The 18,498-nt window shown below is 70.8% G+C and carries 18 protein-coding genes; 13 read left to right on the forward strand and 5 right to left on the reverse strand.

Going from position 1 to position 18,498, the window contains the following annotated elements:
- Nucleotides 1–99 precede the first annotated feature (99 nt).
- Together ACIBW9_RS27255 and ACIBW9_RS27260 are read left to right on the forward strand one after the other, a co-directional pair.
- Nucleotides 100–600 (forward strand): metallophosphoesterase family protein, encoded by a 501-nt coding sequence (locus tag ACIBW9_RS27255; protein ID WP_398959332.1) that lies wholly within the window; start codon nucleotides 100–102, stop codon nucleotides 598–600.
- Nucleotides 601–674: 74 nt separating this feature from the next.
- A complete protein-coding gene (locus ACIBW9_RS27260; RefSeq protein ID WP_398959334.1) occupies nucleotides 675–1,106 on the forward strand; it encodes an MFS transporter in 432 nt (143 codons plus the stop codon).
- Between the two features lie 61 nt (nucleotides 1,107–1,167).
- Here ACIBW9_RS27260 and ACIBW9_RS27265 read toward each other — a convergent pair whose 3' ends face one another.
- On the reverse strand, nucleotides 1,168–2,268 hold the full coding sequence (locus ACIBW9_RS27265; protein ID WP_398959336.1) for an XdhC family protein: 1,101 nt from the start codon (nucleotides 2,266–2,268) through the stop codon (nucleotides 1,168–1,170).
- A 263-nt stretch (nucleotides 2,269–2,531) separates the two neighbouring features.
- Here ACIBW9_RS27265 and ACIBW9_RS27270 point away from each other — a divergent pair, with 263 nt between their 5' ends.
- Nucleotides 2,532–4,505, forward strand: coding sequence for a GTP-binding protein (locus ACIBW9_RS27270; RefSeq protein ID WP_398959338.1), 1,974 nt, complete (start codon nucleotides 2,532–2,534; stop codon nucleotides 4,503–4,505).
- Between the two features lie 94 nt (nucleotides 4,506–4,599).
- Entirely contained in the window at nucleotides 4,600–6,456 is a 1,857-nt protein-coding gene (locus ACIBW9_RS27275) for a cellulase family glycosylhydrolase (RefSeq protein WP_398959340.1), read from the forward strand.
- A gap of 72 nt (nucleotides 6,457–6,528) precedes the next feature.
- Here the strand turns inward: ACIBW9_RS27275 and ACIBW9_RS27280 are convergent, their stop codons facing one another.
- Entirely contained in the window at nucleotides 6,529–7,776 is a 1,248-nt protein-coding gene (locus ACIBW9_RS27280; RefSeq protein ID WP_398959342.1) for a YncE family protein, read from the reverse strand.
- Nucleotides 7,777–7,950: 174 nt separating this feature from the next.
- On the opposite strand from ACIBW9_RS27280, the gene ACIBW9_RS27285 reads away from it, so the two are divergent.
- The 9 genes from ACIBW9_RS27285 (at nucleotide 7,951) to hypA (ending at nucleotide 15,933) form a co-directional block, all read left to right on the forward strand.
- Nucleotides 7,951–8,613, forward strand: coding sequence for a TetR/AcrR family transcriptional regulator (locus tag ACIBW9_RS27285; protein WP_398959344.1), 663 nt, complete (start codon nucleotides 7,951–7,953; stop codon nucleotides 8,611–8,613).
- Between the two features lie 949 nt (nucleotides 8,614–9,562).
- Nucleotides 9,563–11,053: a hypothetical protein gene (locus ACIBW9_RS27290; RefSeq protein WP_398959346.1), complete on the forward strand. Its 1,491-nt coding sequence runs from the start codon at nucleotides 9,563–9,565 to the stop codon at nucleotides 11,051–11,053.
- A gap of 1 nt (nucleotide 11,054) precedes the next feature.
- Entirely contained in the window at nucleotides 11,055–12,143 is a 1,089-nt protein-coding gene (locus ACIBW9_RS27295; RefSeq protein WP_398959348.1) for a hydrogenase expression protein HypE, read from the forward strand.
- A gap of 69 nt (nucleotides 12,144–12,212) precedes the next feature.
- Entirely contained in the window at nucleotides 12,213–14,006 is a 1,794-nt protein-coding gene (locus tag ACIBW9_RS27300; RefSeq protein WP_398959350.1) for a nickel-dependent hydrogenase large subunit, read from the forward strand.
- Nucleotides 13,999–14,541, forward strand: coding sequence for a NifU family protein (locus tag ACIBW9_RS27305; protein ID WP_398959352.1), 543 nt, complete (start codon nucleotides 13,999–14,001; stop codon nucleotides 14,539–14,541). The genes ACIBW9_RS27300 and ACIBW9_RS27305 overlap by 8 nt, the downstream gene beginning before the upstream one ends.
- Entirely contained in the window at nucleotides 14,538–15,134 is a 597-nt protein-coding gene (locus tag ACIBW9_RS27310; RefSeq protein WP_398959354.1) for a DUF5947 family protein, read from the forward strand. The genes ACIBW9_RS27305 and ACIBW9_RS27310 overlap by 4 nt, the downstream gene beginning before the upstream one ends.
- A 41-nt stretch (nucleotides 15,135–15,175) precedes the next feature.
- On the forward strand, nucleotides 15,176–15,382 hold the full coding sequence (locus ACIBW9_RS27315) for a hypothetical protein (RefSeq protein ID WP_398959356.1): 207 nt from the start codon (nucleotides 15,176–15,178) through the stop codon (nucleotides 15,380–15,382).
- A gap of 19 nt (nucleotides 15,383–15,401) precedes the next feature.
- Complete coding sequence (locus ACIBW9_RS27320) at nucleotides 15,402–15,587, forward strand: hypothetical protein (RefSeq protein ID WP_398959358.1); 186 nt, start codon at nucleotides 15,402–15,404, stop codon at nucleotides 15,585–15,587.
- A 7-nt stretch (nucleotides 15,588–15,594) separates the two neighbouring features.
- Entirely contained in the window at nucleotides 15,595–15,933 is a 339-nt protein-coding gene (gene hypA / locus ACIBW9_RS27325) for a hydrogenase maturation nickel metallochaperone HypA (RefSeq protein ID WP_398959360.1), read from the forward strand.
- Between the two features lie 55 nt (nucleotides 15,934–15,988).
- Here the strand turns inward: hypA and hypE are convergent, their stop codons facing one another.
- The 3 genes from hypE to ACIBW9_RS27340 are packed head-to-tail and all read right to left on the reverse strand — an operon-like array spanning nucleotide 15,989 to nucleotide 18,496.
- Nucleotides 15,989–17,056: a hydrogenase expression/formation protein HypE gene (hypE, locus tag ACIBW9_RS27330; protein ID WP_398959362.1), complete on the reverse strand. Its 1,068-nt coding sequence runs from the start codon at nucleotides 17,054–17,056 to the stop codon at nucleotides 15,989–15,991.
- Nucleotides 17,049–18,182, reverse strand: coding sequence for a hydrogenase formation protein HypD (hypD, locus tag ACIBW9_RS27335; protein ID WP_398959364.1), 1,134 nt, complete (start codon nucleotides 18,180–18,182; stop codon nucleotides 17,049–17,051). The genes hypE and hypD overlap by 8 nt, the downstream gene beginning before the upstream one ends.
- Complete coding sequence (locus tag ACIBW9_RS27340) at nucleotides 18,179–18,496, reverse strand: HypC/HybG/HupF family hydrogenase formation chaperone (RefSeq protein WP_365846168.1); 318 nt, start codon at nucleotides 18,494–18,496, stop codon at nucleotides 18,179–18,181. The genes hypD and ACIBW9_RS27340 overlap by 4 nt, the downstream gene beginning before the upstream one ends.
- Nucleotides 18,497–18,498: the final 2 nt, after the last annotated feature.

The raw sequence follows: 18,498 nt of genomic DNA on the forward strand, positions 1-18,498 counted from the left end.
GCGCGACACCCTGTGGTGCGGCGTCGGCCGCCAACACCGAGCGACGCACGGGGCGGACCGCTCACCCCGCGGCGCCGGCGCCGTCTCTAGGCTGAGCGTGTGCGCCTTCTGCTGACGACCGACACCCACCTCCCCAAACGCGCCAAGCAGCTGCCCGAGCCGCTCCTGGCCGAACTCCCGCGCGCCGACGTCGTGTTCCACGCCGGGGACTGGGTCGACACCGCCACCCTCGACCTGCTGGAGGCCCGCTGCCGCAGGGTCGTCGGCGTGTACGGCAACAACGACGGACCGGAGCTGCGGGCCCGGCTGCCCGAAGTGGCGTACGCGGAGCTCGGCGGAGTGCGCTTCGCGGTCGTGCACGAGACGGGCCCGGCACAGGGCCGGGAGGCGCGCTGCGCCGCCCGGTTCCCCGACTGCGACGTGCTGGTCTTCGGTCACAGTCACATCCCCTGGGACACGACGGCCCCCGGCGGCCTGCGCCTGCTCAACCCCGGCTCCCCGACCGATCGGCGCGGCCAGCCCCACTGCACCTACATGACCGCCTCCGTGGCCGACGGCCTCCTCACGGACGTACGGCTGCACCGCCTGCCCCCGAGGTAGCCGCCGGTTTCGGGACAAGGGGGCGGGGCACCCGGCTGCGGCGGCCGTACGTGCGCACCCGGCATCCGGCGGCGTTGTCAGCCCGCATCACCAGCCGGATCGGGGCGCGGCTTCCGGCCGCCGCCGGTCTGCTCGTCGCCACGGCCGGGCTCGCCCTCCTCGCCCTGGCCGCACCGCACTCCGGGTATCTCGTCCTGCTGCCCGCGTTCCTGCTGTGGGGCATCGGCATGGGCTTCCTGACCCCCGCTGTCGTCGCCGCGGCCATCGCGGCCGTCCCGGCCGAACGGTCGGGGCCGGCCTCCGCGATGAACAACACCGCACGTCAGGCCGGCGGTGCGATAGGCATCGCGGTGGCGGGCGCGGTCGCCGGACAGCCCGGCGACGAGACAGGGTTCGTCCGGGGCTTCCACACCGTCGCCCTCGGAGCCGCGGGACTCTACGCGGCCGCCGCGCTGCTCGCCCTGCTGGTGCTGCCGGGCGCCCTGCTTCCGGGCGGTGAGAGGTGACGGCCGGTCCCTTGTACGTCACGGTGATCGGGCCCGCCGCCATGACTTCCCCCAACAGGCGTTACACCGACGGATGGATGGCTCCTCCGGTGGCCGTCAGCGGGGTGCCGCTGCCGCCCCAGCGCAGCGCGACGATCTCGGCGGCGACGGACACGGCGACCTCCTCGGGCGTACGCGCGCCGAGGTCGAGGCCGACGGGGGAGCGCAGCCGGGACAGTTCGCTCTCGGTGAGGCCGGCGTCGAGCAGGCGTTTCATACGGTCGTCGTGGGTGCGGCGGCTGCCCATCGCCCCGATGTAGGCGGCCGGCCGGCGCAGCGCCTCCTCCAGCAGCGGCACATCGAACTTGGGGTCGTGGGTGAGAACGCAGATCACGGTGCGTTCGTCGGTGTCGGTGCCCCGCAGATAGCGGTGCGGCCAGTCGACGACCACCTCGACGGCGTCCGGGAAGCGTTTGGGGGTGGCGAACACCGGGCGGGCGTCGCACACGGTGACCCGGTAGCCGAGGAAGCTGCCGATGCGGGCGACCGCGGCCGCGTAGTCGATGGCGCCGAAGACCAGCATGCGCGGCGGCGGAGCGAAGGAGTGCAGAAAGACCGTGACCGCGTCCTCGCGGCGCTCGCCGTGCGGGCCGTAGTGGCGCAACCCGGTCGCGCCCAGGGCGAGTTCGCCACGTGCGTCGGCGGTGACGGCGATGTCCAGGCCGGCCGTGCCCAGCGTCCCGGACACCTCGTCCGGCCAGACGGCGAGGGTGGCCCCGATCGTCGCCGGCCCGTCCGTCACCGTCGCCACGGTCACCGGGCGGCCCTCGGCCACGGACCGTGCGACCGCGGCGAAACCCGGGTCGGTGTCGTGCGTGACGGGCCGCACCAGCAGCGTGATCTCGCCGCCGCAGGTGAGCCCGACCGCGAACGCGTCCTCGTCGCTGTAGCCGAAGCTCTCCAGGCGTGCCTCGCCGGTGTCGACGACCTCCCGGGCGAGCTCGAACACCGCGCCCTCCACGCAGCCCCCGGACACGCTGCCCACGACTTCGTCGCCGGGCCCCACCGCCATGGCCGCACCGGGACCACGCGGTGCGCTGCGGCTCACGGCGACCACGGTCGCCAGGCCGAACGGGACCCGGGCCGCGTACCACTCGCTCAGCGTCGGCAGAATCTCACGCACGATCCGCTCCTTCCACGGGCGCCGGGCAGGCCCCGCGCACCACCGCCGTCAGACGCTCCAGCGCGGCCGGCCTGTGCCCCTCGACGCAAGCGTCCACGCTCGGCAGCGCCGCCGCCATCCCGGCGTTAATCCGTTGCCGCCGAGACGCCGGTACTGATGCACTTGATGGGTTGGGTCACCGCACCGTCCAGGAGAAGCAATGCGAGCACCGTTCATGTCCGCCCAGGAAGGAATGACCCACTCTTCGAAGGACATGACGCTTCGTGCACTTGCTCAACCTTGGCATCCTCGCGCACATCGACGCAGGTAAGACGAGCCTGACCGAGCGGCTGCTGCACTCGGTCGGAGTGATCGACGAGCCCGGCCGTGTCGACGACGGGAACACTCGCACCGACACCCTCGCGCTGGAGCGGCAGCGCGGCATCACCATCAAGTCCGCCGTCGTCTCGTTCGCGGTCGACGACGTGACGGTCAACCTCATCGACACCCCTGGCCACCCGGATTTCATCGCCGAGGTGGAGCGGGTGCTCGGAGTGCTCGACGGCGCGGTTCTCGTCGTCTCGGCCGTCGAGGGCGTCCAGGCGCAGACGCGCATCCTGATGCGGGCCCTGCAGCGGCTGCGCATCCCGACCCTCCTGTTCATCAACAAGATCGACCGCCGCGGGGCGCGGTACGACGGCGTACTGCGGGAGATCCGCGAGCGGCTCACGCCGGCGGTCGTGGCCATGGGGACGGTCGGCGGACTCGGCACGCCCGCTGCCCAGTTCGTGCCGGGGGTCGCTCCGGCGGCGCTCGATGTCCTGGCGGACCATGACGACGAGCTGCTTGCCGCCTGGGTGGAGGGCAGCGACATGGCGCATACCGCCGTCCGTGCGGCCCTCACCACCCAGACCCGCCAGGCCCTGGTCCACCCCGTCCACTTCGGTTCAGCCATCACCGGAGCCGGCGTGAACGCCCTGGTCGCGGGTATCAAGGAGCTCCTGCCCGCGGCAGACGGCGACCCCGACGGGCCGGTCTCGGGCACCGTCTTCAAGGTCGAGCGAGGCCCGGCGGGGGAGAAGGTGGCGTACGCGCGCATGTTCTCCGGCACCCTGCGCACCCGCGACCGGATCCCCTTCGGCGAGGCCCGCACGGAGGGCAGGGTCACCGCGATCAGCGTCTTCGACCAAGGCGCCGACGTCCGGGCGGACGCCGTCCCCGCCGGACGGATCGCCCGGCTGTGGGGCCTGACCGGCATCAGGATCGGTGACGCGCTCGGCGAACCCCGCAAGGCCTACGAGCACTTCTTCGCCCCGCCCACGCTGGAGACGGTGGTCGTCCCCGGCCCGGGCGTGGACACCCGGAAGCTGCACATCGCGCTCACCCAGCTCGCCGAACAGGACCCGCTGATCGACCTGCGTCACGACGAGCTGCGCCAGGAGACCTCCGTCTCCCTCTACGGCGAGGTCCAGAAGGAGGTCGTCCAGGCCACGCTCGCCGAGGAGTTCGGGCTCGACGTCACCTTCCGGGAGACCACGGTCATCTGCATCGAGCGGCCGTCCGGGCCGGGAGCGGCGGTCGAGTTCAACAAGAAGGACCCGAACCCGTTCCTGGCCACCGTCGGCCTGCGCGTCGACCCCGCACCGGTCGGCTCGGGCGTGCGGTTCCGCCTGGAGGTGGAGCTCGGCGCCATGCCGTACGCCTTCTTCAAGGCCGTCGAGGACACCGTCCGCGAAACCCTCCGGCAGGGCCTGCACGGCTGGCAGGTCACCGACTGCACGGTCACCATGACCCACTCCGGTTACTCGCCCCGGCAGAGCCACGCCCACCAGGGCTTCGACAAGAGCATGTCCAGCACCGGCCACGACTTCCGCGGTCTGACCCCGCTGGTCCTCGTCGAGGCACTGCGCCGGGCGGGCACCCGGGTCCACGAGCCGATGCACCGCTTCCGCCTCGAAGCACCGGCCGACACCCTCGGCGCCCTGCTGCCGGTACTGGCCGCCCTGCGTGCCGTGCCGCAGACGACCCGGACGCAGGGCGCGGACTGCGTCCTGGAGGGTGCGGTCCCGGCCGGCCGGGTGCACGAACTGGAGCAGCGGCTGCCCGGACTCACCCGTGGCGAGGGCGAGTTGGAGAGCGCCTTCGACCACTACGCACCGATCACTCACGGAACGGTTCCCGAACGCCCGCGCACCGACCACAACCCCCTCAACCGAAAGGAGTACCTGTTGAACGTGACGCGTCGCGTGAAGGACTGAGGTGGCTGAGAAGGAACGGTCCCCGCGAATCCTGAAACTTACTCAAGAGTCAGAAGTATTGACGTTGTCCGGAAATCACCGGACTGTAGTGGACATGCCGAATATTCGGACACGTCTGCTCCTTGTGCTGGTTGTCCTCTTCGGATCTCTGACGGTGGCGGGCGCACCCTGCGCCACCGCCGCGCCCCTTCCCGACTCCCTCTGGTTCGACGAATCGCCCCTGACGGTGCAGAACGGCAGATTCGTCGACGGCAACGGCCGCGAGGTCGTGCTGCGCGGCTACAACGTCTCCGGCGAGACCAAGCTGGAGGAGAACAGCGGCCTGCCCTTCGCCTCGGTCGCCGACGCGAAGAAGTCCGCGACCGCGCTGCGTGCCCTCGGCGGCGGCAACTCGGTCCGCTTCCTGCTTTCCTGGGCGCACGCCGAACCCACCCGCGGCACGGTCGACACCGCCTACCTGGCCGCCGTCACCGCGCAGATGCAGGCCTTCCTCGACGCCGGCATCCGCGTCTACCCCGACTTCCACCAGGACCTCTACTCCCGCTACCTCTTCAACTCGGGCAGCTGGTACACGGGCGACGGCGCACCCAAGTGGGCCGTGGCGCTGGGTGGTTACCCGCAGGAGTCGTGCGGGATCTGCCTCTTCTGGGGTCAGAACATCACCCAGAACCAGGCCGTGACCAAGGCGCAGTACGACTTCTGGCACAACACCTACGGCCTGCAGGACGCCTTCCTCGCCACCGCCCAGAAGACCATGGCGTACGTCGAACAGCACCTGAGCGACGCCGAGTTCGCGGGCGTCGTCGGCTTCGACCCCTACAACGAGCCCTTCGCCGGCAGCTACGACTCCGGCCAGAGCAGCCGCAGTTGGGAGCAGAACCTGCTGTGGCCCTTCTACCAGAAGTTCCGGGCCCGGATGGACGCGGCAGGCTGGCAGGCCAAACCCGCCTTCGTCGAACCGAACCTCTTCTGGAACGCCAACATCGACTCACAGAAGCAGGAGGGCGGACTGCTGGACGCCGGCACGCTCGGCCCGCGCTATGTCTTCAACACCCACTTCTACGACCAGAAGGCCATCTCCGGCATCTTCATGTGGGGCAACGCGTCCGACGGGCAGTACGCGAAGGACTTCGGCACCATCCGCGACCGGGCGTCCGCCGCAGGCACCGCCGCCGTGGTCAGCGAGTTCGGCCATCCGCTGTCCGGATCGGTGGCGGGCAAGGCCCCCACGGTCGACAAGGCCATCTACCAGGCCCTCGACTCCCGGCTGCCGGGCTCGGGCTGGTGGTCGAGCCCGGCCTCCTCCGGCCCGGTCCTCTCCGGCAACCAGTGGCAGTGGGACATCTACAACGGCCGCCACCACGAGCTGATGAACGACAACCCCGACAAGGTCAAGACGTCGGGTGACGCCTGGAACGACGAGGACCTCTCCGCCGCAAAACTCGACGACTCGGGTGCGGTGACACTCCGTCAGGACGCTCGGCTCCTCGACCGCCTCTACCCGAGTGCCACGGCCGGTACGACGCTCGCCTTCACCTACGAGGACCGTTCACGCGACGGTTCCACGACCCTGACCTGGAACCCGGTGCCGAGTTCACTGCCGAACGTGTCCCAGCTGGTCGGCTCCGGCCAGTACGGGCTGCTCGTGTGGAAGTCGGGCAGCGGCACGGCACCCACCGAACTGCACCTGCCCGCCTCGTTCCCGACCGCGACGACCACCGTCGTCTCCGACCTCGGCACGGTCTACGGCCCGCCGGCGTACACGACCGCGACACCGGTCGCGGCGGCTCCCGAACCGGGCGGCACGGGCAGTCGGCGCCTCCTGCTCACCGACTCGGACTCCGGCGTCCTGCACTACGCGCTGGTGACCAATGGGGCAACGGCACCATCGGCGAGTCTGCTCAGCGCGGCCAAGGCCGAGCTGGCGGCCTGGGCGGCGGCACACTTCTGAGCCGAGGGCTCGGGCGGGCCGACAGGCCGACGGCGCCGGACTCCATCGTCCGGCGCCGTCGGTGAGGGGGGATCAGCTCGCGGACGGACCCGTCCAGCCGGCCTGCACATGGCCGAGCCGTACCCGCTGCGGATGGTCCCCGACCGGCACGGAGATGACCTTCTGGCCGGTCGCGAAGTCGATCGCCGTGACCTGGTCGGCGCCGCTCTCGGAGATGATGCAGTCCTTGCCGTCGCCACTGACCGTGGCCCAGTACGGGGTGGACGCCGTGACGAGCGGGCCCTCCTGGAGGCCGGCCCGGTCGACGACGGTGGCGTAGTTGTCCATCGTCCCGGCGACGCACAGCTTGCTGCCGTCGGGGCTCATCGAGATGCCGTGGTGGCGCGAGTCCAGCAGCCAGGTGGTGCGGTCGGGGTTGGTCGCCGGGTTCGCCGGCAGCGTCTTCACCCGGGTGATCTTGTCGGAGGCGATGTCGTACTCCAGGAAGCCGTTGAAGAACGACACCTGGAAGTACATCTTCGACCAGTCAGGGGTGAAGGCGGCGGGCCGTACCGCGTCGGAGAAGTCCTTCAGGCCGATCGCGTTCAGCCGGTCGCGCATGTCGATGGTCTTGACCGTCTTGTACGTGGTGGCGTCGACGACGGTGATGTGACGGTCGCCCTTGGTCCAGTCCGCCGACGGGTCGTCGAGGGAGGTGGTGACCTCGCCGATGGACATGTTCCAGATGTACTTGCCGCCGTTGGTGAAGACGTTCTCGTGCGGCTTGTCACCGGTGGCGAACTCGCCCAGTTCCTTGCCGGTGTTGATGTCCAGCACCTGCACCTTGTTGGCGGTGGACGCGGAGACCGCGACCCTGGTGCCGTCAGGGGAGACGGCCATGTGGTCGGCACGGTAACCGGCCACCGGGAAACGCCAGTTGATCCTGTCGGTGGCCAGGTCGATGGAGACGACGTCGGCGAAGCTGGGCCGGGAGACGACCACGGAGGTGCCGTCGGGTGTGGAGTACATGTCGTCGACGTACTGGTCGTGGCCCTGCCCGACCTGGTTGCGGATGGCCGTGTAGTAGATCCACTTGATGGGGTCGGCGTTGATCTCCGCGATGCGCTGCGCCTTGTCGGGGACGACGTTGATCTCCCCGACCTTGGTGAAGTCGCCGGAGGACTTCAGGACGGTGGCGGTGCCGTCCCAGTTGTTGCCCACGAACAGCACCTCGCGCAGTGCTGCGGACGCGTCCGCGGTGGCGGCGGTGGCGGGTGCGGCGGCGGTCAGGGCGAGGGCGGCGGCTACGGAGCAGATGTGCCTGGATCTGAAGGCAGGCATGAGTGCTCTCTCCTCTGCGGACGGGGTGTGATGAGGGCATGCCAAAGAAGTGCGGCCGAATCTGAAAACAGACGCGTTCAGACTCTTACTTACTGGAAAGTAAGGAAGAGGCGCCCTTCTCCACAAGACTGCGTACACGACAAAATTGGCGCGGCGGGCGACAAGGGAGGCTCAGTGGCGGGAAGGCTCAAGGCGCCGACCGGACGGTACGGCGGCAAGACCGCCGCCGAACGGCAGGCCGAGCGGCGCAGGCGATTCCTGGACGCCGCCCTCGAACTCTTCGGTGGCGACCCCGGCTACCGCGCCACCACGGTCGCGGCACTGAGCGAGGCCGCGGGCCTGTCCACCCGCCAGTTCTACGAGGAGTTCCGCACCCTCGAGGACGTGCTGGCCGCGCTGCACCTCCAGGTCAACGACTGGGCCGAGGAGGCCGTCCTGACCGCGTTCGCCGAGGCGCGGGGGCTCCCGCTCGCCGAGCGCGTCACCGCCCTCTTCCGGGCCTACGCCGGGAACGTCACCGGCGATCCGCGCCGGATCAGGATCACCTTCGTCGAGATCATCGGCGTCAGCGCACGCCTGGAGGAACAGCGCCTGGCCCGCCGGTCCCGCTGGGTGGACCTCATCTGCGCCGAGGCGGACACCGCCGCCGCCCAGGGAGAGGCAGCGCCTCGCGACTACCGCATCCCGGCGACGGCCTTCATCGGCAGCGTCAACGGGCTGCTGCACGACTGGAGCGCGGGCTGGGTCAACGCCACGCTCGACGAAGTGGTGGACGAACTGGTCCACCAACTACTGGCAATTCTGCGCCCACCGGGCTGGTCGCCACCGGCCACCTGAACGGCGCGCTGCGCTCGCCGGGCCGTGGTGCGGCGCCCTTCCGGGCTGTGGCGTGGTGCGTTCGCCGCCCAAGGCGTGGCGCGTTCGCCGGTCCGCAACGCGGCGCTCGCCTCGGTCCACGGCGTGGTGGCTTCACCGGGGCGTGGTGCGGCGCCCTTGCCGGGCTGTGGCGTGGGGCGTTCGTCGGGTCGTGGCACGGTGCTCTCGCCGGGCTGTGGCGTGGTGCGCTCGCCTCGGTCCACGGCGTGGTGGCTTCACCGGGCCGTGGTGCAGCGCCCTTGCCGGGCTGTGGCGCGGCGCTCGCCCCGGCCCCCGGCGCGGTGTTTCGCCGGGCCGTGGTGCGGTGCTCTCGCCGTGGCTGTGGCGTGGTGCGTTCTTCGGGCTGTGGCGCGGTTCTCTCGCGGGGGCTGTGGTGCGGTGCGTTCGCCGGACCGCGGCGCCGCGTTCCTGCCGGATCGCGGGGCGGCGCTCGCCTTGGCCCACGGCCGCGGCGCCTTCGCCGGACTGTGGTGCCGCCCCCTGCTGGTCCATGGCGTCGCGCTCCCGCCGGGCTATGGCGAGGTGCGTCCCTCGGGCCGTGGCGTGGTGCCCCTGCGGGGCTATGGCATGGTGCGTTCGCCGGACTGCGGCGCGGTGCTCGCACCGGATCGCGGCGCGGGCTCGCGCCGAACCGCGGCGCGCCGAACCGCGGCGCGCCGAACCGCGGCGCGGTGCCCCTGCCGGCCCATGGCGTCGCGCTCCCGCCGGGCCACAGCGCAGCCCCCCGGGCCAGGCGACTTCTGCCGTCGATCGGCCGACGACACTCCCATGGCCTGTGCCGCCGACCACCCGACCACTCCGAGTGACCCCCCGAACGGCTCAGTGACGATGCGCCGGAGGAGGCGAGGCTGCGTGGACGGTGTGACCGTGGTGGAAGGCATGGGCGTGCATGCGGTGACGAGGAGGCGCGATGTCGCAGGGTTCGGTCGAGGGCGGCATGGCGCCCCACGCCACGAGGGACGCCCCGGGCCTGCCGGCTGACCGGTCCCGGCACGGTTTCGAGCAGTTGAGCGCCGTCGCCGACGCCGTCCTGTATGAGGGCTATCTGCTCTATCCCTACCGTCGCTCGTCGGCCAAGAACCGCGTCCGCTGGCAGTTCGGCGTGCTCTTCCCGCGGACCTGGGTGGAGCGGGACGGCCCGGTCGTCCCCCATGTGTCCGGCTCCGCCGACTCCTGGTACCAGCGGACCGAGGTGCTGCTGAGGATCCTGGAGCCCGGCGCAACCCTGCGGGTGAGGCTTCGATACCTCCAACTGCAGCGCAAGCAGGTGGAGGAGACCGGCCACGGCCGCCTCCGAGAGGTCGAGTCGCTGCGCACCGACGACGGCACGGTGCATCTGACCTTCGACGAGGCCGTGCCGTGCGAAGTGGACATCGCGGTCCCGCTGGACGACCTCCTCCAGGGCGAACGCATCGTTCCGGCGGGAGCGGCGGCCGGCAGGGACATCGAGGCGCTGCCCTCGGGCGTAGGGCGCGTGGTGCGTCGCCGCGAGGAAGTACGGGCCGACGTCCTTCTCGCCGCCGAGCAGTTGGGGGAGAACCTCTGCCGTCTGCGGGTGTGCACCACCAACACGGGACCTTCGCCGGATCCGCGGACCACGCGCGAGGAAGCGCTGAGCGGCGCGCTCATCGCCGCACACACGCTGATCGGCGGTGACGGCGTCGAATTCGTCTCGCTGATCGATCCGCCCGAGGACCTGCGTGCGCAGGCAGGTACGTGCCGGAACGAGTTCACCTTCCCCGTCCTCGGTGGCGAACCCTCGACTTCCCCCGCCGGGGCCATGGGCCGCCTCCTGCTCTCGTCGCCGATCATCCTTCCCGACCATCCGCAGGTGGCCCCGGAGAGCCCCGGGGATCTGCACGACGCCGCGGAGATCGACGAGATCCTCACGCTGCGCACCATGCTGCTGACGGACGAGGAGAAACGCGAGGCACGCGCCACCGACCCACGGGCCGCCGCGATCCTCGACCGGGTCGACACCATGCCCCCGGAGGTCTTCGAACGGCTGCACGGCGCCGTCCGCTCCCTGACCCCGGCCGACCCGTCGCCCCCGCGCGCCGAACGCCCCGCCTGGTGGCAGGAGGGCGCCGACGACGGACTCTCCCCGACCACCGACACGGTGCTCGTCGACGGCGTCCCCCTCGGCGCCGGCAGCCGCGTACGGCTTCGGCCACGCAGGCGGGGCGCCGACGCCCAGGACATGTTCCTGGCCGGACGGACCGCCGAGGTGGCCGCCGTCTTCCACGACGTGGACGACAGCGTGCACCTCGCCGTGACCCTCGACGACGATCCCGCCGCCGAACTGCACACCTGGTACGGCCGCTTCCACTACTTCCGCCCCGACGAACTCGAACCACTCAGCCCGACCGACTCCGACACCCCCCGCAGCGGAGGCCGTTGACATGACAACGCACAGCAGCACCACCGAGGTCAGCGGCGAGCCCAGCCGCGGCGAGGAACGGCAGGGCTTCGACGAGCTCCACATCCTCTGGATCTCCGAGGGCATGAGCTGCGACGGCGACACCGTCTCCCTGACGGCCGCCGACCAGCCCTCCATCGAGGACCTGGTCCTCGGCCTGATCCCGGGCCTGCCCAAGGTGAACCTGGTCAACAAGGTGCTTTCGCCGAGCCTGGGCGGCGAGGACTTCCTCGCCCCCTACCGGGCCGCGGTACGCGGTGAGCTGGCCCCGTTCATCCTCGTCATCGAGGGCTCGATCCCCAACCAGAACATCATCGAGGGCGAAGGCTACTGGACGTCGTTCGGCAACGACCCCGAGACCGGCGAACCGCAGACCCTCAACTGGTGGATCGACCAACTCGCCCCCAAGGCCTGGGCGGTGGTGGCCGCCGGCACCTGCGCCACCTTCGGCGGGATCCACGCCATGGCCGGCAACCCGACCGGCTGCATGGGCCTCGCGGACTACCTGGGCTGGGACTTCAGGTCCCAGGGTGGCCTGCCCGTCGTGAACGTACCCGGCTGCCCCATCCAGCCCGAGAACTTCATGGAGACCCTGATCTGGGTCCTCTACCACGCGGCCGGATCCGCTCCGCCGCCCCCGCTGGACCACATGCTGCGCCCGCAGTGGCTGTTCGGCAAGACGGTCCACGAGGGCTGCGACCGAGGCTCGTACTACGAGCAGGGAAATTTCGGCAAGGACTACAACTCGCCCAAGTGCCTGGTGAAGACGGGCTGTTGGGGTCCGGTCGTCAACTGCAACGTGCCCAAGCGCGGCTGGATGGCGGGCATCGGCGGCTGCCCGAACGTCGGCGGCATCTGCATCGGCTGCACGATGCCAGGCTTCCCCGACGCGTTCATGCCGTTCATGGACGAGCCGCCCGGCGGAACGCTCTCCTCGATGATCGTCAAGCCGTACGGAGCCGTCATCCGCCGACTGCGCGGCTTCACGAACGAGCTGGTCAACCACGAACCCAGGTGGCGCCACAACAAGCAGAAGCTGACCAGCGGCTACGACCCGCACTGGCGTCCCTGACACCGCCCGGCACACACCAACACCACGGACCGACCTACGGAACAGCGACAGCAAGGGGCAGTAAGAGCGATGACCACAACCGAGGCCCGGCCCACGGGACGCAAGCCGCCGCAGCTCGTGGACATGTCCTGGGACCCGATCACGCGCATCATCGGGAACCTGGGCATCTACACGAAGATCGACTTCGCCAACCGGGAGGTCGTGGAGTGCCACAGCACGTCGTCGCTGTTCCGTGGCTACTCGGTGTTCATGAAGGGCAAGGACCCCCGGGACGCGGGCTTCATCACCTCCCGTATCTGCGGCATCTGCGGCGACAACCACACCACCTGCTCCGACTACGCCCAGCAGATGGCCTACGGGGTCAAACCGCCGCGGCTCGCCGAGCACATCGTCAACCTCGGCGAGGCCGCCGAGTACATGTTCGACCACACGATCTTCCAGGACAACCTGGTCTTCGTGGACTTCTGCGAGGCCATGGTCAAGTCCACCAACCCCGGTGTGCTGGCCCGCGCCGAGCGCAGTGACGCCCCCCGCGGGGACATCCACGGCTACCGGACCATCGGCGACATCATGAAGGCCTTCAACCCCTTCGAGGGCGAGGTCTACAAGGAGGCCCTGAAGGTCAGCCGGGTCACCCGCGAGATGTTCTGCCTGATGGAGGGACGCCACGTCCACCCTTCCACGCTGTACCCCGGCGGCGTGGGCACGCTGCCGCAGCCGACCGTCTTCACCGACTACCTCAGCCGCCTCATGCGGGTCATCGACTTCGTCAAGAAGGCCGTCGCCATGAACGACGACGTCTTCGACTTCTTCTACGAGGCGCTGCCCGGCTACGAGCAGGTCGGCAACCGCCGCATCCTGCTGGGCTGCTGGGGTGCGTGGCAGAACCCCGACGTCGTCGACTACCGCTACGAGAACATGAACACCTGGGGCAAGGCGATGTACGTCACCCCCGGCATCGTCGTCGACGGCGAGTTGGTCACCAACAACCTCGTCGACATCAACCTCGGCCTGCGGATCATGCTCGGCAGCTCCTACTACGAGGACTGGGTGGGCGAGCAGCCCTTCGTCACCCACGACCCGCTCGGCAACCCCGTCGACATGCGCCACCCGTGGAACCAGACCACCGTGCCGGTGCCGCAGAAGCGCGACTTCGACGACAAGTACAGCTGGGTGATGAGCCCACGCTGGTACGACGCACGCAGCGGCGACCACCTCGCCCTGGACACCGGCGGCGGCCCGCTCGCCCGCCTCTGGTCCACCGCGCTGAGCGGACTGGTCGACACCCCGTACATCAAGTCCACCGGCCACAGCGTCCGCATCTCACTGCCCAAGGGCGAGTCGCTGCCGGAGACCACCCTGGAATGGCGCATCCCGAAGTGGAGCAACACCATCGAACGGGACCGCGCCCGGCCGTACTTCGTCGCCTATGCGGCCGCCATGGCCCTGCAGTTCCTCGAAGAGGCGATGGGACTCGTGCGGGACGGCGACACCAAGGTCTTCGAGAACTTCGAGGTGCCCGACGAGGCCATCGGCTGCGGCTTCCACGAGGCGGTGCGCGGTGTCCTCTCCCACCACCTGGTGATCAAGGACAAGAAGATCGCCAACTACCACCCGTACCCGCCCACTCCGTGGAACGCCAGCCCCCGCGACAAGTTCGGCACCCCCGGCCCCTACGAGGACGCCGTACAGGGACAGCCGATCTTCGAGGAGAACGGCCCGGACGACTTCAAGGGCGTCGACATCATGCGCACGGTCCGCAGCTTCGACCCCTGTCTGCCGTGCGGTGTGCACATGTACGTCGGCAAGGGCAAGACCCTGACCACCCTGCACTCGCCGACGTACGGCGCCAACCATGGCTGAGCCCGAGCGGCTCGCGGACCCGGCAGTCGAGGCCCGGCTGACCCTGCTCGACCAGCTGCTGGAGGGGCTCGAGTCCACGCCCGGACCCGCCACCCGCTCCGCGGTCGAGACCGTACGGCTGCTGACCGAGATCTACGGCGAGGCGCTCGCCCGGGTCATGGACCACGCGGACGCGCAGCTGGCCGAACGCCTCGCCGACGACGAGCTGTTGGGGCATCTGCTGGTACTGCACGCGATCCATCCGGAGCCCGTGGAGCGCCGGGCGGCCCGCGCGGTCGAGCGGCTGCGGCCCGCCGTACAGGAACGCGGCGGTGACGTGGAGTGGGCCGGCGCGGACGGTGCGGTGGGCCGCGTACGGCTGACGGCGGGCGGCGGCTGCGGCTCCGGCTGCGGCGGCGGGACGGGCGACGTCACCGCGGCCGTCCGGGAGGCGGTGCTCGCCGTGGCCCCGGAGCTGACGGAGGTGGAGCCCGTGCAGACCGCCGCTCCCGCCTTCGTACCGCTGACCACGCTCACCCACCGAGGCACACCGTGACCACGGTCGGCGCGCTCGCCCGCCTCATCCGCTCCTCCGCCGAGGCCACGCCTGCGGCCGAGCAGGAGAGGTGCGACCTGTGCGCCGCGCCGGTGCCGGGGGAGCACCGCCATCTGTACGACACCGCGGCCGAGGAGGTGCGCTGCGCCTGCGGCCCCTGCTCGGTGCTGTTCGCGGACAAGGGCGCGGGCGACGGGCACTACCGGCTCGTTCCCCGCAGGCGGATCAGGCTGCCCCGGGTGGACACTGAGATTCTGGGCGTGCCCGTCGGTCTGGTGTTCTTCGTGCCCCGGGCCGACGGCACGGTCACCGCCGAGGGCCCCAGCCCGGCCGGGGCCATGCGGTGGGAGATCGACGCTGCGGCCTGGCAGCGGCTGACCGCAGCCTGTCCGCAGCTCGTCTCCCTGGAACCGGACGTGGAGGCACTGCTCGTGAACACCGTCCACGGCCTCGACCACCACTGGATCGTCCCGGTCGACGACTGCTACCGGATGATCGCCGTCGTACGCCGGGAATGGCGGGGCCTGTCCGGCGGCGGCCGCGTCTGGCCCGCCGTCGAGCGGTTCTTCGACGACCTCACCGAGCGGCCATGACCACGACTCCGCGGCGCGGAGGCGAGGAAGGAGAACACCCCATGGGCAGCATCAGAGTCGGCCGACCCCAGGCCAAGCCCGACTCCACCGGGCATGTGCCCGGCATGCACCAGGGCAACACAGGGCCCTACGGCCACCAGACCGGACACCACAAGGACGGCACCGCGGACGCGCGCCGCTCCACCGGGATCCATTGGAAGCGGCACGACGCCCTCCTCGACGTCATGCCGAACATCCCGCCGGGATGAGGAAGGACAGGGAGCCGGAATGAAGGTCCAACGAGCAGACGGCGCGCAGGCCGCGACGACGGGACGGCAGCTGCTGATGGCGGAGGCCGCTCTGGCGGGTGCCGTGGCCCTGGCGCTGTTCGTCCGGGAGCTGCCGAGCATCAGGCGTGAGCTGCGGATCTACCGGATGGCCGGCGGCTTCCGCGCAGGCCGCCGCTATCCATGAGCCGACCGTGCACGAGCTGTCGATCGCGACCGCGATCATCGAGCGGGCCGACGAGCTCGCCCGGGCGGACGGGACGGACGCCGTCTCGGCGGTGACCGTGCGGGTCGGCGAGCTGGCCGGGGTCGTACCCGACGCGCTGAGCTTCGCCTTCGAGGTGGCACGCGACGGCACCGCCCTCGCCGCGGCCCGGCTCGTGGTGGAGCCGGTCCCGGCGCACGCCTACTGCGGCGCGTGCGCGCAGGAGTTCCCGGTGGGCATGCCCCCGTTCTTCTGGTGCCCGCACTGCGACCGGCCCTCCACCGACCTGCGCAGCGGCCGGGAACTGGAGATCACCGGGATCGAGTGACATGTACGAGGCCCCGCCGCGGCATCGAGCTGCGGCGGGGCTTCGTGCGTCGGGCTCAGCAGATCCGCGGGAGCTGCTCGCCGAGCGGCAGGTCCACGACTCGGGTTCCGCCGAGGCCGGTGGAGACCACGACCATGCCGGGGTGCTCGGCGACGCACTCACCGATCAGCGTGGCCCCTGCGCCCTGCGGATGGGCGCGCATCGCCGCCAGGACCTCCTCCGCCGCGGTCGGGGGCACGAAGGCGACGAGCCGGCCCTCGTTGGCGACGTAGAGCGGGTCGAGGCCCAGGAAGCCGCAGGCGTTGGCGACGGCGTCCGGCACCGGAATGGCCCGCTCCTGGAGGCGGACACCGGTCCCGGAGGCGCGGGCGATCTCGTTGAGCGACGCGCCCAGACCGCCACGGGTCGGATCGCGCAGGACGTGGAGGTCGGGCGTGACCGCCAGCATGGCCGCCACCAGGTCCGCGAGCGGCGCGGTGTCGCTGGCCAGCTCGACGCCGAACTCCAAGCCCTCCCGGACGCTCATGATGGCCACCCCGTGCAGGCCGATCGGACCGCTGACGATGACGGCGTCACCGGGCCGCGCACGCTGGGGACGGATGTCCACCCCGTCGGGGACGAGCCCCACCCCGGCGGTGGTGACGTACACGCCGTCGCCGTGCCCGGACTCCACCACCTTGGTGTCACCCGTGGCCACGACCACCCCCGCCGCCTCGGCCGCCGCGCCCATGGCCCGCGCGATCCGCTCGACCACGGTCAGTTCCACGCCCTCTTCCAGTACGAAGGCGGCGGACAGGTAGGCGGGCCTGGCACCGCTCATCGCGAGGTCGTTGACGGTGCCGTTGACCGCGAGGTCGCCCAGGCAGCCGCCGGGAAAGAACAGCGGTCTGACCACATAGGAGTCGGTGGAGAACGCCAGCCGAGCGCCGCCCAGTTGGAGGACGGCGGAGTCGGCGAGCGAGGCGAGGGTGGCATTGCCGTAGGCGGGGGCGAAGACCTGCTCCATCAGCTCCGCGGACAGGGCACCGCCCCCGCCGTGCCCCATGACCACCACGGGCTGGTCGCGAAGCGGCGCCGGACAGGTCCAGGCCGCGGGGTCGACGGTTTCGAAGAGTTCAGGCAACGGGGTTCATCTCCTCCCGCGCGGCCTGCGGCGTCGCGGCGTTCATCCGGCGGTAGAGGTAGTAGGCCGCGCAGGCGCCCTCGCTGGAGACCATGGTGGCGCCGAGCGGGGTGCGCGGGGTGCAGGTGGTGCCGAACGCGGCGCACTCGGTCGGCTTGATCAGCCCCTGCAGGACCTCTCCGGCGCGGCACTCGGCGGGCTCCTCGGTGCGGATGCCGGTGACGTCGAAGCGGTGCTCGGCGTCGAACGCGCGGAACGCCTCGGTCAGCCGCCAGCCACTGAGCGGGATGGGCCCGATGCCCCGCCAGTTGCGGTCGGTGACCTCGAAGACCTCCTCGATCATGCGTACGGCGGCCGGGTTGCCGTCCTCGCGCACGGCACGCGGGTACGCGTTCTCCACCCGGTGCTCGCCGCGCTCCAGTTGGCGCACCGCCCGGCGGATGCCCTCCAGGATGTCCAGCGGCTCGAAACCGGTCACCACGAGCGGCACCCGGAACCGCTCGGCCAGCTCGGGGTACTCGGCCGTGCCCATCACGCTGCACACGTGCCCGGCGGCCAGGAAGCCCTGCACCCGGCAGGCGGGGGCCGTCATGATCGCTTCGATCGCCGGAGGAACCCGCACATGCGACACCAGCAGGCTGAAGTTGGTCAGCCCGAGGCGGCGCGCCTGGTGGACGGCCATCGCGTTGGCGGGGGCCGTGGTCTCGAAGCCGATGGCGAAGAAGACCACCTCCCGGTCCGGGTTGCGGCGGGCCAGTTCCAGGGCGTCGAGCGGTGAGTACACCACGCGCACGTCGCCGCCCTCGCCCTTGACCCGGAACAGGTCCCGGTCCGTGCCCGGGACCCGGAGCATGTCGCCGAAGGAACAGAAGATCACCCCGGGACGCGCGGCGATCTCCAGCGCCTTGTCGATGACCTCCAGCGGGGTGACGCAGACGGGGCAGCCCGGCCCGTGGATCAACTCCACCTGCTCCGGCAGCAGTTGGTCGATGCCGTGTCGGATGATGGAGTGGGTCTGCCCGCCGCACACCTCCATCAGGGCCCAGGGCCGGGTGGCGGTGGCACGGATCTCGTCCAGCAGCCGCCGGGCCAGATCGGGGTCGTTGAACTCGTCGATGTACTTCACCGGGCCTCGCTCTCTCGTGGTTCCTCGCTCACGGCGGCGACTCCCGCGTCCCGCGAGGCCTGCTCCCAGGCGTCGCCGAACTCCTCCTCCAGCAACCCCAGTTCCTCGAAGAGCTGCAGGGAGGCCAGCGCCGATTCCTCGTCCAGGCGCTGCAGCGCGAAGCCGACATGCACGATGACGTACTCACCCACCCGCACGTCGGACACGTACTCCAGACACGCCTGTTTCTGCACGCCGCCGAAGTCGATCAGCCCGGTGAGCGGGTCGGCACTGTCGTCGATGGCCACGACCTTGCCGGGCACTGCCAAACACATGG

The organism is Streptomyces sp. NPDC049541 (genome assembly GCF_044465725.1).
Lineage (GTDB): Bacteria > Actinomycetota > Actinomycetes > Streptomycetales > Streptomycetaceae > Streptomyces.

What these genes read in the sequence shown, in the direction of transcription:
- ACIBW9_RS27305 (WP_398959352.1), top strand. Translation starts at nt 13,999, where the DNA reads ATGGCTGAGCCCGAGCGGCTCGCGGACCCGGCAGTCGAGGCCCGGCTG.
- ACIBW9_RS27340 (WP_365846168.1), bottom strand. Translation starts at nt 18,496, where the DNA reads ATGTGTTTGGCAGTGCCCGGCAAGGTCGTGGCCATCGACGACAGTGCC.
- ACIBW9_RS27290 (WP_398959346.1), top strand. Translation starts at nt 9,563, where the DNA reads ATGTCGCAGGGTTCGGTCGAGGGCGGCATGGCGCCCCACGCCACGAGG.
- ACIBW9_RS27300 (WP_398959350.1), top strand. Translation starts at nt 12,213, where the DNA reads ATGACCACAACCGAGGCCCGGCCCACGGGACGCAAGCCGCCGCAGCTC.
- ACIBW9_RS27320 (WP_398959358.1), top strand. Translation starts at nt 15,402, where the DNA reads ATGAAGGTCCAACGAGCAGACGGCGCGCAGGCCGCGACGACGGGACGG.
- ACIBW9_RS27280 (WP_398959342.1), bottom strand. Translation starts at nt 7,776, where the DNA reads ATGCCTGCCTTCAGATCCAGGCACATCTGCTCCGTAGCCGCCGCCCTC.
- ACIBW9_RS27295 (WP_398959348.1), top strand. Translation starts at nt 11,055, where the DNA reads ATGACAACGCACAGCAGCACCACCGAGGTCAGCGGCGAGCCCAGCCGC.
- ACIBW9_RS27315 (WP_398959356.1), top strand. Translation starts at nt 15,176, where the DNA reads ATGGGCAGCATCAGAGTCGGCCGACCCCAGGCCAAGCCCGACTCCACC.
- ACIBW9_RS27275 (WP_398959340.1), top strand. Translation starts at nt 4,600, where the DNA reads ATGCCGAATATTCGGACACGTCTGCTCCTTGTGCTGGTTGTCCTCTTC.